This window comes from uncultured Gordonia sp. (assembly GCF_937858515.1).
Lineage (GTDB): Bacteria > Actinomycetota > Actinomycetes > Mycobacteriales > Mycobacteriaceae > Gordonia.
Map to the genome: position 1 here is coordinate 27302 of NZ_CALLZT010000167.1, position 13943 is coordinate 41244.

A 13943-nucleotide genomic window follows, 5' to 3' on the forward strand; every position below is an offset into this window, starting at 1 on the left:
CACCACATCCCTGACCCGGCACCGGCCGGTTCCATAGTCATCGAAAACACCCGTCAATCGATCAGGGGAAGATTCTGCCCGAGATTGTCGAGCCTGCGCTGAATACCGGCGATCTCGCGCACCGCCTGCGCCACCAGACTCCGGTCCAATGGGGACAGTCGTTTCATCTCCAACAGGTCGCTGACCGTCTCACCCCTGTCGAACTGAGCCACTTGATAATTCAGGCGCACGCGCTGCAGCACCTCGAACACCTCGATCAGCGTGGATGCCTGATCTCCCGGCAACACGACGCTGCCCGCGGCCGCCCGCAGCCTCGACCGGGTGTCGCGTTCGCCGGAGCCGACGAATAGCGCCACCCAGCGGGCGATGTCGGTGAGCGGCGCCAGCGCGTGCTCCTTGATGTCGAAGGTGCCGCCCTTCCCGGACAGCACATCGCGCATCGACCGTATCCGGGCTTTGGTGCTCAATGCCTCGGCGAGGATCAGACCCATCGTGTCCCGGCGGCCCCGGAGCCCGTCGAGCACCGATTCCATCCCGGTGCCGCCGGTCCCCCAGATGGGCCGGGCGTCGAGCAGCAGGGAGGTGTACACGATCGCCTCGTCGCGCAGTGGGGAGTCCATCCACTTCTGCGCCGCAGCCGACCATTCGCCACGACGCCGCGAGAACCACGGTTTGGAGGCGACCACCCCGTTGAGGTCGATGGCCAGCCCACCGCCGCCGGCGATCCCGATCACCTCTGCGCAGGCCTGCCGGAACCGGGCGATGTCGGCGTCGGTGACATCGTCGGCGAAGGCCACCGCGGAGTCGACATCGGAGCTGAGCACAGCATCGCGACGGGCGTTGCTGCCCAACGACATCCAGCAGATCCCGGCCGGGTCGAGGTCGTGTCTGTCGTTCACGAGATCCAGCGCACGGCGGACCACCGCGTCACTGAGCAGGGACGCGATCGCACTCACCTCGTGCGCCGGCTGACCCCGGCGGACCAGGTCCGCCACGAAGTACGGGATCCGCGCCGCATGCCGCTGCAGCCCGGACGGTGTTACTGCCGTCGCAATCTGCCGGCGCAATGTCAGGCTGGGTCCGGCGGGAGCCGACAGCAGGTCGGCGGCCGTCACCGAACCCAACAGCGCGCCTTCCGCGTCGACGACGGGCACACAGGTCAAGTCCTGTTCGAGCACCAGGGCGAGCACGGTCGCCACCGGGGTATCGGCGGCGACCGCGGGCACCGGTGGCCCGACTATGTCGCCGACGGGCGTGCACGGGTCGACTCCACGGGCCACCACATCGGCGCGGATCCCGACATCAGTCAGTACACAGAAGCCGTCGCCGACCCCCACGATCAGCGCCGCGAAACCACGCTCGGTCATCACCGTCGCCGCATCACGCACCGGCATCGAGGCCGCCACCACCATCGGATCACCTGAGATCAGGGTGCCGATCGCACCGGCCGGTGCCTCACCGACCCGATGTGGCACGGTCAGCTTGTCCCCGGTCATACCGGTTTGCCACCCACGAGAATGCGGGACCGGGACCTGCGGAGTCGACTGCTGCACTCCGTGATTCTACGGCCGCACTCCGACGGCGCTCAGCCTGTGGATAACTTTCCGCGGCAGCCTCAGGGAGCCGTTACGCTGAACGGACACGAAGAACCAGTGAGGGGGCACAGTGGCAGATCCGGAAGAACTCGACGCGCGATTGCGTAATGTGGAACGCGACGTCGAAGGACTCAAGACAGAGAACGAGCAACTACGCCGTGATGTGTCGGCAGCGCGGGTACTGGCCGCGGGAGCCGACCAGGATGTCAGCGGGATGCACGCCGCATTCCGCGCACAGACGATGATCCTGAACGCCTTGCGCGAAACCCAACTCGAGCAAGAAGGCCGGTTCGGCGACCGCATAGACGGACTCGATGCACGCATGGATGGACTGGATGCACGCATGGATGGACTCGAAACCGAGGTCCGCACCGGGTTCGCCAAGATGACCGTGGGAATGCAGCAGATCACCACCCTGCTCACCACGGCACTCGACAACGGGTCACTCGGCCCCGGCAACGACCGGCCGAACAACTCCTGATCACATACCGACAACGAGAGCGGCCCGCCATCCCGGTGAGGATGGCGGGCCGCCCTGTCATCGGACCCTGATCGGTCAGGCGTCGACCTTCTCCGCGTCGGCCTTGGCCTCGGCAGGCTTGTCGTCGTCGACGGGGACGAGGCTGATCTTGCCGCGCTCGTCGATGTCGGCGATCTCCACACGCAGTTTGGAGCCGACGTTCACCACGTCCTCCACCTTGTTGATGCGCTTGCCCTTGCCGAGCTTGGAGATGTGCACCAGGCCGTCGCGGCCCGGCAGCAGCGACACGAACGCACCGAACGCGGTGGTCTTGACCACGGTGCCGAGGAACCGCTCGCCCACCTTGGGCAGCTGCGGGTTGGCGATGGCGTTGACCCGATCGATCGCGGCCTGCGCGGACGGGCCGTCGGCGGCTCCGACGAACACGGTGCCGTCGTCCTCGATCGAGATGTTGGCGCCGGTCTCCTCGGTGATGCCGTTGATCGTCTTACCCTTGGGGCCGATCAGCTCGCCGATCTTGTCGACGGGGATCTTGATGGTGGTGATCCGCGGCGCGTACGGGCTCATCTCGTCGGGCTCGTCGATGGCCTCGGCCATCACGTCGAGGATGGTCAGCCGGGCGTCCTTGGCCTGGTTGAGCGCACCGGCCAGCACGTGCGACGGGATGCCGTCGAGCTTGGTGTCGAGCTGCAGCGCGGTCACGAAATCCTTGGTGCCGGCGACCTTGAAGTCCATGTCGCCGAAGGCGTCTTCGGCGCCGAGGATGTCGGTCAGTGCGACATAGCGGGTTTCGCCGTCGACGTCGTCGGACACCAGACCCATCGCGATACCGGCGACCGGGGCACGCAGCGGCACACCGGCATTGAGCAGCGACAGGGTGGATGCGCACACCGAACCCATCGAGGTGGAACCGTTGGAGCCCAACGCCTCGGACACCTGACGGATCGCGTAGGGGAAGTCGGCGACGCTCGGCAGCACCGGCACGAGGGCCCGCTCGGCGAGCGCACCGTGACCGATTTCGCGGCGCTTGGGCGACCCGACGCGGCCGGTCTCACCGGTCGAGTACGGCGGGAAGTTGTAGTGGTGCATGTACCGCTTGGACGTTTCGGGTCCGAGCGAGTCGATCTGCTGGGCCATCTTCACCATGTCAAGGGTGGTGACGCCCATGATCTGGGTCTCGCCGCGCTCGAACAGGGCCGAACCGTGGGCGCGCGGGATGACCGCGACCTCCGCGGACAGCGACCGGATGTCGGTGGTGCCGCGGCCGTCGATGCGGAAGTGGTCGGTGAGGATGCGCTGACGCACCAGCTTCTTGGTGAGCGAGCGGAACGCCGCCCCGATCTCCTTCTCGCGGCCCTCGAACTGACCGGCGAGCTGGTCGAGGATCTCGGCCTTGAGGTCGTCGGTTGCGTCCTCGCGCTCGTGCTTGCCGGCGATGGTGAGGATCTGCGACAGCTTGTCGGACGCGGCTGCGGCGACGGCGTCGAAGGCGTCGGCCTCGTAGGCCGGGAACAGCGGGAACTCGCCGGTCTCCTTGGCCGCGGCGGCAGCCATCGACTTCTGGGCCTCGCACAGGGCGGCGATGAACGGCTTGGCGGCTTCGAGACCTTCGGCGACGATCGCCTCGGTGGGTGCCTGCGCACCACCGGCGATGATGTCGATGACGTTCTCGGTGGCCTCGGCCTCGACCATCATGATGGCGACGTCGGCGTCGGCGCCTTCACCGGAGACGATGCGACCGGCGACGACCATGTCGAACACGGCGCCCTCGAGCTGCTCGACGGTCGGGAACGCGACCCACTGGCCGACCTTGTTCTCTTCGGTCGGGATGAGGGCCACGCGCACACCGCCGACGGGACCGGAGAACGGCAGGCCGGCGATCTGGGTGGAGGCCGAGGCGGCGTTGATGGCAAGCACGTCGTACAGGTCCTGCGGGTTGAGGCTCAGGACGGTGACGACGACCTGGATCTCGTTGCGCAGGCCGTCGACGAACGACGGGCGCAGCGGCCGGTCGATGAGCCGGCAGGTGAGGATGGCGTCGGTGGACGGGCGGCCTTCGCGACGGAAGAACGAGCCGGGGATGCGGCCGGCTGCGTACATGCGCTCTTCGACGTCGACGGTCAGCGGGAAGAAGTCGAAGTGTTCCTTCGGCTGCTTGGAGGCTGCGGTGGTGGACAGCAGCATGGTCTCATCGTCGAGGTAGGCGACGACCGCGCCGGCGGCCTGCAGAGCGAGACGTCCGGTTTCGAACCGGATGGTGCGGGTGCCGAAGCTGCCGTTGTCGATGATGGCGGTGGCTTCGGTGATCGAGTCGTCGAAGTCTTCGGCGACGTCGGTGTTCACATCGGTCATGTGAGGTGGGGATTCCCTTCGTGTCGGCCGCTCATCGGTGGCGGCCGGGTGTGTCTCCGGCGCGTGGGCCGGATCTTGTGGACAGCCTGACGCCACGCAGCACACCATCGGATGTGCGCGAAGAGCGTCGAGCAGGGTGGAGTCGAGGCATATCGCGGATCAGATACGTCGGACACGATCGTGTTGTGTCCGGTTCCGCGGAGACGGCCTTCGATCGAAGCGGCCGGAACCCCTGTTCCGGCGGCCACTACCGAGGACCGATCTACCGACGATGCCCGTATTCATCCTGCATATATCTTGACAACAGCCTGTTCCAGCCTATCACTGTCGGCCCGCGGCCGGATATAACTCTTCGGCCGCCCCCCGAATCCCGGGGAGCGGCCGAAGCGAAGTATGAAGTGCGCGAAGGTATCAGCGACGCAGGCCCAGACGCTCGATGAGCGACCGGTAGCGGTTGATGTCGACCTTGGCGACGTACTTGAGCAGGCGACGGCGACGACCGACGAGCAACAGCAGGCCGCGGCGGCTGTGATGATCGTGCTTGTGCTGCTTGAGGTGCTCGGTGAGGTCGGTGATGCGCTTGGTCAGCAGCGCGACCTGAGCCTCGGGTGAGCCGGTGTCGGTCTCGTGCAGCCCGTATTCGGCCAGGATGACCTTCTTCTGCTCAGCAGTCAAAGACATGGGGATACTCCCTGTTTTTCAGTCCCGCGTGATGATGTCCCGATCAGGCGCCTACCCAGGTACCGATGCGGGTGGTGCGCCGCCGCGGACCGCAGCAACACCGACGGGCCAATCTACCAGCGCTCGGACCGTCGGCCCAAATCAGGACTCTTGTGCTCCCAGGATCACCCGCGTCTTCTCGACGTCGCGGTTCATCTCGGCGATGAGGGCATCGACGTCGGCGAACGGTTCCATACCCCGGATGCGGCTGACGAAGTCGACGGCCACGTGCTGACCGTAAAGGTCAGCGGTGCGGTCCAGCACGAATGCCTCGACGGTACGGGTGCGCCCGGAGAACGTCGGGTTGGTGCCGACCGACACCGCGGCCTGGTACCGCTGTCCCGGTTCGACCTGTCCGGTGACCGGGCCCTGGCCGAGGACGGTGAACCAGGCCGCGTACACACCATCGGCGGGGATCGCCGAATACATGGGCGGGGCGACGTTGGCGGTGGGAAATCCGAGGTCACGGCCCCGCTTCTCACCGTGCACGATGACCCCCTCGACCCGGTGCGGCCGACCGAGCGCCTCGGCGGCGCTTTCCACATCACCGGCGGCAACACATGACCGGATGTAGGTGGACGAGTAGGTGACGGCATGTTCACCGAACAGCGAGATCGCCTCGACCTCGAATCCGAATCGCTGTCCGAGTTCGGTGAGTTTCGCGACGTCACCGGCAGCTTTGCGCCCGAACGTGAAGTTGTCGCCGACCACGACGACGGCGGCGTGCAGATGTTCGACGAGCACTTCGTGCGCGAAGTCTTTGGGCGTCCGCGACATCACCTCGGGTGTGAACGGCACGACGCAGAACACGTCGATGCCGAGCTCTTCCGCCAATTCGGCGGGCCGGGTGAGGGTGGTCAGTTGCGGCGGGAGCGCACCGGGGGGCACCACCTCGGTGGGGTGCGGGTCGAACGTCATCAGCACCGACGGGATCCCGCGGTCCTTGGCCGCGGCCGTCGCCGAGTTGATGAGCTGGGCGTGCCCCCGGTGGACGCCGTCGAACACGCCGATGGTGACCACACAGCGACCCCAATCGGCGGGGATGTCTTCCAAGCCTCTCCAACGCAACACGCGCACAAGCCTACGACCGCCCGCCCGCGGCAACCACCGCGGACACCCGACACACAAGCGACGGCCCGGTAAACAGCCGGACCGGGGCGGCCTTTCGGCTTGCGAGAGGATCGGAACCGTATGGCTTACAGTGACAGGTATGCCCAACTCGCGTGCCCGTTCGGCGCGGCCCGCCGGCCCCGGTTCCGGGCGCGCGGTCACCGATCTGTCGTCGGTGACGCAGGACTATCTGAAGGTGATCTGGACCAGCCAGGAGTGGGCCGAGGTCAAGGTCACCACCAAGATGCTCGCCGAATCACTGGGCGTGTCGGCGTCGACGGCGTCGGAGGCGATCCGCAAACTCGCCGAACAAGGCCTGGTGTCCCACGCGAAGTACGGCGCGGTCACCCTCACCGACGAGGGCCGCACCGCCGCCATCGACATGGTCCGCCGCCACCGCCTCCTCGAAACCTTCCTCGTCCGCGAACTCGGCTACGGCTGGGACGAGGTCCACGACGAAGCCGAAATCCTCGAACACGCCGTCTCCGACCGCATGCTGGCCCGCCTCGACGCGAAACTCGGCTTCCCCGAACGTGATCCGCACGGCGACCCGATCCCCCGCACAGACGGCTCGGTCCCCACCCCCGACGCCTGTCTCCTCTCAGACCTCGACACCGGCCAATCCGGCCGCGTCGCCCGCATTTCCGACGACGACCCCAACATGCTCCGCTACTTCGACGAAGTCGGCGTAGCCCTCGACTCAATCCTCACCATCCGCGAAAAGCGCCCCTTCGCCGGCACGATCTCAGTCGCCATCGACAACGCCACTACCGTTGACCTCGGCGACATCGCCACCCGGGCCATCTTCATCGTCACCACATGACCCGGCACACAGGTCAATTCAGGTTCATCTCATGTGTCCACTGCTCACGTATTCGATTAGTAGATTTCTACGCAGACGGAAATGGCAGGGCGGTGGGAAACGGCCCATCGGTGAGCAACACTGAATTTTGCGATTAGCTCCGGAAACCGGAATTACGCGCAAGGTTTGCGGCACAGCGTCCCAACTCGCGTCGGTCCGGCCTCGCGGGCAGGCGAGGAGCGGTGGAATGTTCGGCGCGGAGCGTGCGAACAGGGGAAGCGGCGATGTCGGCGCCACCATATTGACCGTTCCAGGAGATGGCAGTGTCAGGCGGGATGCCGGTCAAGGTACTCCACGAGCGCCCTGCGGATGATCTCGGCGGGTTTGACGTCTTCAGCTGCTGCCCGATCATCGAGCCGCGCCTTGATGTCGACGGGCAGCCGAACGGAAGTAGTCGGGGTGTTCCCGCTCGGAAGCTTCCGGCCGGCCGGCCGGCCGCCTTTGAGAACGACCTGGGCGCCGGTTCCGGCAACAGGCTCACTGACGGGCAGCCAGGCACCAGCCTCGATGTCGGCTTGCAGTTCAGCGTATTCCGCATCGGTACGGCGACGAGTACTCATGATGTCAGTCCCCTCTACTTGCGTTGGGTACTGTACTGCGGTTATCAGTAAACTGCAATACAGTTTTATGCGAGATCATCCGCCGACCTGGCCCGGAACCAGGCGCACGGTTTGTGGCGTAGCGTCCCAACTCGCGTCGATCGGACCTCAGGCGCCGGTGGGGAGATCTGCAACCTGCGGTTTTGGCAATATTTCTGCGCTCGGCGCGAACTCGTCGTCGGCGTCGTCGTGACGGAGCACTGCGGTCATGGGTTCCAGGGTATCGCTAGTACCGGGAGTTGGGTCCGTGCACGAGCCGCGGCACCGACCGGGATGATTGTCACTCTCGAATCAGGCAGATCTCATGACACATCGGCCACCGATGCCCGTTGGATCAAGGGCATCGGCAGTCGTAGGTGCTCTGGCTCCCTGCGGCCGAGGAGCATGTCGACGCCGCAGGTGGCCATGTCTTCGTAGGGCAGGCGGGCGGTGGTCAGACCGGGACGCTGGATGGCGGCGAATTCTTCGTCGTCGAAGGAGATGACCGAAATATCCTGCGCCACCTTGAGGTTGCGTTCGGCGAGCGCCTGGTAGATGCCGAATGCGACGCTGTCGTTGCCGGCGATGAGAGCAGTGATCGTGGGGTGGGCGTCAAGTAGCTCATGAGTGTGGTCATAGCCGATCTGGGGTCCCCACGCGTCGAGTTCTACGCACCGTGCGTCGACGTCCGCATCGGCGAGGGCCCTCCGGATGCCGGCGAATCTGTCGGCGATGGTCACCGAACGGCGTGGGTCGCTCGCGATCTCGGGCAGGTCACCGATGATGCCGATGGATCGGTGACCGCGATCGAGGAGGTACCGGGCGACGGCCTCGCCGGCGGCCGACTCGTCGGGCAGGACACACGGATGTCCTTGTGACGACATACCGTTGAGGATCACCACCGGCAGGCCGGGTGGCACGTCGGGGGCATCGATCAAGCGCGCCGCCATCAGGCCGATGAGTAGGCCGTCGACGCGCCGGTCGGTCATTGCTCTTGCGGCACTGGCGATGTCGTGCTGGTCGCCGGTCTCGGACATCAGCACGATGTGACCGTTGGCGCGGGCGGCGTCGAGCACTCCGCGGATCATTCCCGACGCGTACCGGGTGATGGTCACCTCGTCGGAGATGAATCCGATCGTTTGAGTGGTACCGCGGCGCAGGCTCTGTGCGGCGGGGTTGGGGCGGTAGTCGAGTGCGGCCGCAGCCTCCCTGATACGTCGCGCCGCGTCGGCCGACACCCGCGAACCGGGCCGATCGTTGAGGACCATACTCACCGCAGCCTTGGACATCCCAGCCCGCTGTGCCACGTCGGCGAGGGTCGGACGTCCGGTACTGCGTTTACCCATCCCTGCTCCTGCCCACTCCCTGCTGCGGCCCATTTCCTGCTCCGGCCCATTCCCTGCTCCGGCTACGAAATCTGCCACACCGCCCGATCGCGCCGACCGCCATCCCTCCTGCACCATAACCCACACGCCGACCTTGACGTGATGTGGATCACTGCGCTATTTTCGACCTGCTAAATCGATTCAGCACCGATGATAAAACGGTTCACCAGATCGGGACGGGGCGATGCGCCGATCGACGTGCCCTGAGACCAACGGAGGTCCTGCTCGTGCCCATCAACACCCAGTTGTTCCGAAACGGCGCCTACTTACAAAGCTCCGCGACGCTGATGCTGTTCTTCGCGTCGTGGGGCATCTGGTGGTCGTTCTTCCAGATCTGGCTCACCGACGACGACACCGGCCTGGGCCTCAACGGCTCGCAGGTCGGCACCCTGTACTCGGCCAACTCCATGGCCACCCTGGTCGTGATGTTCCTCTACGGCACGATCCAGGACCGGCTCGCGCTCAAGCGGCACCTGATGATCGTCGCGTCGATAGGAATGGCGTGTCTGGCACCATTCGTGATTTTCGTGTACAAACCGCTGCTTGAGCACGCATTCACCCTCGGCGTCGTCGCGGGAATGCTGTTTCTGCCGGTCGGATTCACCGCCGCGGCAGGACTTCTCGAAGCGTTCTCCGAACGCATGAGCCGAACCTACGGATTCGAATACGGACAGGCCCGCGGCTGGGGCTCACTCGGGTACGCGGTTGCGGCACTGATCGCCGGATTCATGTTCACCGTCAACCCGATGATCAACTTCGTCGGCGGATCGGTCCTCGGCATCGTGTGCCTTCTGGTCCAGATCTTTTGGCGCACAACCAATGTACCTACCGCTCCCGGTCACACCGATACTCCGTCGACACCCAGTTTCCAGGAGATCGCCGGCGTGCTGAGAATGCCGGCGCTGTGGCAGATCATCATCTTCGTGATCTTCAGCTGGACCTTCTACAACCTCTACGACCAGCAGATGTTTCCCGACTTCTACACCGGATTGTTCGCCGACAAGGACACCGGTGAACGGACCTACGGTGTTCTCAACTCGGTCCAGGTGTTCATCGAAGGCGGAATGATGATGCTTGTCCCGATCCTGATGCGTAAGGTCGGTGTCCGCAACATCCTGCTGATGGGCGTGGCGGTGATGGGTCTGCGGATCTTCGGCTCCGCGGTGTTCAGCGACCCGGTCCTGGTGTCGGTGGTGAAGATGTTCCACGCCATCGAGGTTCCGTTGTTCATCCTGGGCATCTTTCGTTACATCACCGTTCATTTCCCGTCGAAACTCTCCGCAACCCTCTATCTCGTGGGTTTCGAGGTGTCTGCACAGATCGGCAATGTCGTCCTCGCGCCCGCGTTCGGCCGTCTGCGCGACCACATCGGATATCAGCCCACCTTCTTCGTGATCTCCGGCGTGGTGTTCGTAGCCGGACTATGGGCGTACTTCGCGCTCAAGCACGACGACCAGGACGTCCTCGGCGATCCGTTCATCCGCGATACGGCACACAAGGACACCAGAAGTGACGATGACACACCTCGCGACGACACGAAAGTCGCTGTCGAGTAGCGTGCGGCGCATCACCCGATCCCGCTACGTATCGTGGATGCCGGTCGATCCGACTCCCCCGCTGCACAGATACGGATTCATGAACAGCCTGCACTACGCGCCGCCCCGCAATTGGGTGAACGATCCGAACGGATTGATCCACCACAACGGCCGCTATCACCTGTACTTCCAGTACAACCCGCTCGGCGTCGACCATACGAACCTCAGTTGGGGGCACGCATCGAGCGTCGACCTGGTCACCTGGGAGGACCATCCGGTGGCCATCGCGTTCGACGACGGGGAGCAGGTGTACTCGGGATCGGTGGTCGTCGACGAGGCGGGGACAACCGGGTTCGGTAACCCGGAAGTCCCCGCGTTCGTCGCGCTCTACACCTCGATGTCCACCATTACGGGCAGGCAGGTCCAGTCCGTCGCGTACAGCACCGATGAGGGTCTGACCTGGACCAAGTACGGCGGCAATCCGGTCCTCGATCGCGGATCGGACAACTTCCGTGACCCGAAGATCATCCGATGGCAGGGTCAGGACGAGTCCTACTGGGTGATGGTCGCCGTGGAGGCGATCGACCGTCAGGTGGTGCTCTACCGTTCCGACGACCTGCTGACCTGGGAGTTTCTGTCGTCATTCGGGCCGGCCGGTGCCGTCGGCGGTGAATGGGAATGCCCGGACCTGTTTCCACTCCGTGTCGACGGCACCGACGAGACGCACTGGGTGTTGCTCGTCAGCCTCAACCCGGGAGCCATCGCTGGCGGGTCGGGAACGCAGTACTTCGTCGGCGATTTTGACGGGCGCACCTTTACCCCGCACGATGGCACGCCGCGCGTACAGGCCGACGATGTGCCCGGCCTGCATGCGCTGAACTGGCTGGACTTCGGGCATGACTGCTATGCGGGGGTCACATTCGCCGGACTCGATGACGACTCCCGAACACTCATCGCGTGGATGAGCAACTGGGATTACGCGCGCCACATGCCATTCGATGCCGATCCTCCGCAACGTGGACGAATGACATTGCCGCGCAGACTCTCCCTGGTGAAGGTCCACGGCCGGCTGAGGGTGCGGCAAATCCCCATCGGCCCACCCGCCGGGGACAGCCCCACAGTCGTCACTGAACCCGTTGTGGTGCAGTCGATCCGGGGTGCATGCCGGATCGACCTGGACGTCACACCGGACGGAGCTGCGGGGTTCGCCGTCGAGTTCACCGACGACAACGACTCCCGCGTCACGCTCACCTACATCTGCGCCGCCCAGGAGCTGACGCTGGACCGGCAGGCGGCCGCCCACGGCTTCCCGCCGGAGTTCGCCGGCACCGTCCGGCTCCCGGTCAGCCCTACCCCTGCCGTTGTGCCCGACGATTCGGCGGTCGTGTCCCTGACGATCTGGCTCGACAGGCACGCCGTCGAGGTGTACGCCGAAAACGGAACGCGGGTGCTGACTGAACTGATCGGCTCACTCGACGCGTCGTCGGTGCGTGTTTCGGGTCAGGGTGCGGCGGTTCGGGTCTCGATGCAACTATCGGATCTCGCCGGTGCGACATCGCGATCCCCGGCCGCGACATAGCCCCCGGAACCGCTGAACTTTGCGTTCAGCTCCGGAATCCAGACCTGAACGCAAGGTTTGTGTCCGCATCCGGCGTTGTGATGCACCACTGATCCTCTCCGGCGAGGACTCCGCGTTTTGTTGCCGTCAGCGACAAGGAAAAGCGGAGTTTCCGGGGTCAGCGGAGGGTGGCGGGGCGGACGACCATGATCGAGCTGGCGCGACGGCCTTTTTCCTGGATGAGGGCGATGGCTTTGTCGGCGGGGTCTACTACGACGTAGATGTCTTTGCGGCCGATGGGTTCCAGCCAGCGGCCCTGGCTGATGGATTCGGCTTCGTCGTCGTCGATGTCGCGGCGGGGGAAGGAGAGTTTGACGGCCTGGTCGATGTCGAGGCTGACGTGGGGGTTGTCGCGTACCTCGTCCAGCGTCAACGCATGTTCGAGGGTGAAGGGGCCGACGGCGGTGCGGCGTAGCGCGGTCAAGTGGCCACCTACGCCCAGAGTAGCGCCGAGATCGCGTGCGAGGGAACGGATGTAGGTGCCGGCGGAGCATTCGACGGTCACGTCGAGGTCGATGAAACCCGGCTCGTCGCGGCGGATGTGATGAATGTCGAAGCGGGACACCGTAACCGGGCGGGCTTCGAGGTCGAACTCCTTGCCTCCACGGACCAGGGCATGGGCACGGCGGCCGTCAACCTTGATGGCGCTGACCTTCGCTGGGACCTGCTCGATGTCGCCGGTCAGGGCAGCGACACCGGAACGGATCTCGTCGTCGGAAACGGTTGAGGCGTCGATGGTTTCGAGGATGTCGCCCTCGCGGTCGTCGGTGGTGGTGGATGCTCCCAGGCGGATCGTCGCCTCGTAGGCCTTCGTCGTCAGCGACAGCAGGCCGAGGAGTTTGGTGGCGCGTTCGATACCGATCACCAGCACGCCCGTCGCCATCGGGTCGAGCGTGCCTGCGTGGCCGACGCGGCGGGTGTTGAAGATCTTGCGGCAGCGCGACACGACGTCGTGGCTGGTCATGCCGGCTTCTTTGTCGACGATCAGCAGTCCGGCGTTCTCGATGGACGCGTCGGCCATGTCAGGTCAGCGCGATCGAGGTCAGGATAAAGTTCTGCTCGACGCGCCACACACCGTCGAACGAGGTCAGCGGGGTGCCGCCGTCGATCACCGAACCGTCCACGAGGAGCTTGGACACGAACGTGCCCTCGTTGTCGCCGGTCTGCTCGAAGGTGATGTGGGCGTCCTCGAAACCGAGCCACCGCTTGGTCAGCGGGAACCACGTCTTGAAGGTGGCCTCCTTGGCGCAGAACAGCAGTCGGTCCCAGTGCAGACCCGACGGCCGGGTCGCGAGCACGGTGCGTTCCTCGGCGATGCTCGTGTGATCGAGCACCCCGTCGGGCAGCGCCTCGTGAGGTTCGGCGTCGATGCCCAGGGAACGTATCTGCAGCTTGTACGCCACCACCGCGGCCCGGTAGCCGTCGGTGTGGGTGATGGAGCCGACGATGCCGCGCGGCCAGATCGGGGCGGCCTTCTCCTGCGGCGACCCGGTGGGCGAGCGCAAGATCGGCGCCGGTTCCACACCGAGCTGTGCCATCGCCTTGCGTGCGCAGTCGCGGGCGGTGATGAATTCGCGGCGCCGCTTGTCGACGGCGCGGGCGATGATCGCCTCCTCCCCCGCCATCGGCGCGATACCCGGCGGGTCGGCGAACGTCTCCACCGACGCGACACCGGACGCCACAACCTGCTCGATCACACCCAGTTCC

General features: G+C 65.3%; 12 protein-coding genes. 4 read left to right on the forward strand and 8 right to left on the reverse strand.

From position 1 onward, the window contains the following. Nucleotides 1-53: 53 nt before the first annotated feature. Nucleotides 54-1496, reverse strand: a complete 1443-nt coding sequence (locus tag Q0627_RS15995; protein WP_298811365.1) for a putative nucleotidyltransferase substrate binding domain-containing protein — start codon at nt 1494-1496, stop codon at nt 54-56. Between the two features lie 169 nt (nt 1497-1665). On the opposite strand from Q0627_RS15995, the gene Q0627_RS16000 reads away from it, so the two are divergent. After that, nucleotides 1666-2076, forward strand: a complete 411-nt coding sequence (locus Q0627_RS16000; RefSeq protein WP_291013789.1) for a hypothetical protein — start codon at nt 1666-1668, stop codon at nt 2074-2076. Nucleotides 2077-2151: 75 nt separating this feature from the next. Here Q0627_RS16000 and Q0627_RS16005 read toward each other — a convergent pair whose 3' ends face one another. The 3 genes from Q0627_RS16005 to Q0627_RS16015 form a co-directional block, all read right to left on the reverse strand. Further along, nucleotides 2152-4428 carry a polyribonucleotide nucleotidyltransferase gene (locus tag Q0627_RS16005; protein WP_291013792.1) on the reverse strand — a complete coding sequence of 759 codons (2277 nt, stop codon included), beginning with the start codon at nt 4426-4428 and terminating at the stop codon, nt 2152-2154. 411 nt (nt 4429-4839) lie between these two features. Continuing rightward, on the reverse strand, nt 4840-5109 hold the full coding sequence (gene rpsO, locus Q0627_RS16010; protein ID WP_291013795.1) for a 30S ribosomal protein S15: 270 nt from the start codon (nt 5107-5109) through the stop codon (nt 4840-4842). A 141-nt stretch (nt 5110-5250) separates the two neighbouring features. Next, complete coding sequence (locus tag Q0627_RS16015; protein ID WP_298811372.1) at nt 5251-6219, reverse strand: bifunctional riboflavin kinase/FAD synthetase; 969 nt, start codon at nt 6217-6219, stop codon at nt 5251-5253. A gap of 139 nt (nt 6220-6358) precedes the next feature. Here Q0627_RS16015 and Q0627_RS16020 point away from each other — a divergent pair, with 139 nt between their 5' ends. Continuing rightward, nucleotides 6359-7081 (forward strand): metal-dependent transcriptional regulator, encoded by a 723-nt coding sequence (locus Q0627_RS16020; RefSeq protein WP_298811375.1) that lies wholly within the window; start codon nt 6359-6361, stop codon nt 7079-7081. 305 nt (nt 7082-7386) lie between these two features. Here Q0627_RS16020 and Q0627_RS16025 read toward each other — a convergent pair whose 3' ends face one another. Beyond that, nucleotides 7387-7680, reverse strand: coding sequence for a CopG family transcriptional regulator (locus Q0627_RS16025; protein ID WP_291014081.1), 294 nt, complete (start codon nt 7678-7680; stop codon nt 7387-7389). Nucleotides 7681-8021: 341 nt separating this feature from the next. Then, entirely contained in the window at nt 8022-9044 is a 1023-nt protein-coding gene (locus tag Q0627_RS16030; protein ID WP_291014083.1) for a LacI family DNA-binding transcriptional regulator, read from the reverse strand. Nucleotides 9045-9310: 266 nt separating this feature from the next. Here Q0627_RS16030 and Q0627_RS16035 point away from each other — a divergent pair, with 266 nt between their 5' ends. Continuing rightward, the gene (locus Q0627_RS16035) at nt 9311-10639 is read left to right on the forward strand and encodes an MFS transporter (RefSeq protein ID WP_291014085.1); all 1329 of its coding nucleotides are present in this window, start codon (nt 9311-9313) and stop codon (nt 10637-10639) included. Further along, nucleotides 10599-12197, forward strand: a complete 1599-nt coding sequence (locus tag Q0627_RS16040) for a glycoside hydrolase family 32 protein (RefSeq protein WP_298811398.1) — start codon at nt 10599-10601, stop codon at nt 12195-12197. Before Q0627_RS16035 ends, Q0627_RS16040 begins: the two co-directional genes overlap by 41 nt. Before the next feature lie 157 nt (nt 12198-12354). Here the strand turns inward: Q0627_RS16040 and truB are convergent, their stop codons facing one another. Further along, nucleotides 12355-13257 carry a tRNA pseudouridine(55) synthase TruB gene (gene truB, locus Q0627_RS16045; RefSeq protein ID WP_291012014.1) on the reverse strand — a complete coding sequence of 301 codons (903 nt, stop codon included), beginning with the start codon at nt 13255-13257 and terminating at the stop codon, nt 12355-12357. Nucleotide 13258: 1 nt separating this feature from the next. Beyond that, the gene (locus tag Q0627_RS16050) at nt 13259-13933 is read right to left on the reverse strand and encodes a 4'-phosphopantetheinyl transferase (protein ID WP_291012012.1); all 675 of its coding nucleotides are present in this window, start codon (nt 13931-13933) and stop codon (nt 13259-13261) included. Nucleotides 13934-13943: the final 10 nt, after the last annotated feature.

What these genes read in the sequence shown, in the direction of transcription:
- Q0627_RS15995 (WP_298811365.1), bottom strand. Translation starts at nt 1,496, where the DNA reads ATGACCGGGGACAAGCTGACCGTGCCACATCGGGTCGGTGAGGCACCG.
- Q0627_RS16005 (WP_291013792.1), bottom strand. Translation starts at nt 4,428, where the DNA reads ATGACCGATGTGAACACCGACGTCGCCGAAGACTTCGACGACTCGATC.
- rpsO (WP_291013795.1), bottom strand. Translation starts at nt 5,109, where the DNA reads ATGTCTTTGACTGCTGAGCAGAAGAAGGTCATCCTGGCCGAATACGGG.
- Q0627_RS16020 (WP_298811375.1), top strand. Translation starts at nt 6,359, where the DNA reads ATGCCCAACTCGCGTGCCCGTTCGGCGCGGCCCGCCGGCCCCGGTTCC.
- Q0627_RS16025 (WP_291014081.1), bottom strand. Translation starts at nt 7,680, where the DNA reads ATGAGTACTCGTCGCCGTACCGATGCGGAATACGCTGAACTGCAAGCC.
- Q0627_RS16030 (WP_291014083.1), bottom strand. Translation starts at nt 9,044, where the DNA reads ATGGGTAAACGCAGTACCGGACGTCCGACCCTCGCCGACGTGGCACAG.
- Q0627_RS16040 (WP_298811398.1), top strand. Translation starts at nt 10,599, where the DNA reads ATGACACACCTCGCGACGACACGAAAGTCGCTGTCGAGTAGCGTGCGG.
- truB (WP_291012014.1), bottom strand. Translation starts at nt 13,257, where the DNA reads ATGGCCGACGCGTCCATCGAGAACGCCGGACTGCTGATCGTCGACAAA.